1 protein-coding gene and 1 pseudogene are annotated in these 1,709 nt (G+C 44.8%); both read left to right on the top strand.

Features of this window, described 5'->3' with window-relative positions:
- Nucleotides 1-394 precede the first annotated feature (394 nt).
- Nucleotides 395-1,390, top strand: a complete 996-nt coding sequence (locus tag L888_RS0111100) for a site-specific integrase (RefSeq protein WP_245594875.1) — start codon at nucleotides 395-397, stop codon at nucleotides 1,388-1,390.
- A pseudogene (locus L888_RS14780) lies at nucleotides 1,383-1,709 on the top strand (tyrosine-type recombinase/integrase); the annotation flags it as partial. The gene L888_RS0111100 and the pseudogene L888_RS14780, both read left to right, overlap by 8 nt.

Raw genomic sequence — 1,709 nt, 5'->3', positions numbered from 1 at the left:
CTTATCCAAAGTAAAATGTTATCCAAAGTAAGCACTACGATATAATAAAACTCTCTGTTTTTCAGTTTTACTTTTGATAATGTTGTTTTGATAAAAATTATTGCTATATTAAGGGCTGTGTTTATCACCCTAATTAATAATAGCAATAATTATGTATAACAAATCAAAGGACATCAGGCAATTGGTCGCCGAGACAGTTCTGTTTCTCCAAGACCAAAAGTATTCGTCTGCGTGTATTGAGACACATCGCAGACGGTGGCGAGACGGCATTATTCCGTATATGGATAGCCGTGGTATCACACAGTACTCATCCGTAATAGGCGAAGAGTACCTTTCTTTGGCGACACGGGATGTTGCCCCTTCTACCAAACGCGCACGATTGCGCAGTATCCACATGCTTACGGAATATTTGGAAACAGGAGGCATCCGCAGACGAATTGTGCATTTGGTAGAGCATCCGTTGCCAGGTGAGATAGGACAGATAGCACAAGAGTATCTACAGGGGATGCAAGCGGCAAGAAAGAACGAACTGACAGTGCTCAATCACCGTAGAATGCTGAGCTATTTCATATCTGGACTCAGTATCAAAGGGATATACAGAGTGGATGACGTCTCCGAGAGAGACATACTAGATTTTGTAGACAGTACTCCAGTGGCTAAAAGTCACCACTATTACACAATTAAGAGCTTTACACGTTTCCTATTCGAAAAAGGTTATACGTCCGCGAATCTCAGCTATGTGATTGAGCGCAACAATTTTCCCCATCATGAGAAACTTCCCTCTGTGTACAGCGCAGAGGAGGTGTGCAGAATAGAGCAGTCGGTAGAACAGTCAAGCCATGTTGGGAAGCGGGACTATGCGATATTGCTCCTTGCATCCCGTCTCGGACTTCGGGCCTCTGACATCGCCAACCTCACATTTTCTAACATTAACTGGGATAAGAATCTGATGGTACTTGTCCAGTCAAAGACAGGTAACCCTATCGAACTGCCCTTGTTACGCGAGGTTGGAGAGGCTATCGTCAATTACCTGCGCTACTCACGTCCTGTGTCTGACCTGCCCAATGTATTCCTAACAGCCTGTGCACCCTATCGGCCGATGACGCATATCAGCCTGAACGGTGTCATTTCCAGAATCATGCAAGAATCCGGCATAGACATCACTGGGCGCAAGTTCGGTCCCCATTCCATGCGCCATTCCCTTGCGAGCAACCTCTTGAAAGCGGGTGTCTCTATTCCTATTATATCAAGTGCTCTTGGCCATAAGAGTTCCCAAACTACGATGGGATATTTGAGGATCGACGCAAGTAACCTGAGGAAGTGTTCCCTTGACGTACCAGAAGTGCCAGACTCTTTCTATGAGCAGAAAGGAGGTGCGTTTTATGATTGACTATACATATAAGAGCGTATTCACTCCATTTTTTAGAGATTTTATACACGTCAAAGAAGCCATGGGATTCTCCACTCCCAAGATTGAGTATATACTCAAAGATCTTGATATGTTTTTCCTCGGGAAAGGCGTGGAGGAGCCAATCATCAAGAAAGAGATGCTTGTTGCCTGGCGCCAGGGCAAAGCAAATGAGTCAGAGCGAACTCTTTATGACAAGTGGTCAATAATCTCGCAATTTTCAAGATACATGTGTCACCTTGGCTTCCCTTGCTATGTCCCTCACATGCCAAAGAAGAATTTTGGGCCAGGATCGTACATG

The organism is Hallella seregens ATCC 51272, from assembly GCF_000518545.1.
Lineage (GTDB): Bacteria > Bacteroidota > Bacteroidia > Bacteroidales > Bacteroidaceae > Prevotella > Prevotella seregens.
Note: the sequence above shows the minus strand (reverse complement) of the source record. Positions and strands in the feature narration are given on the sequence as shown.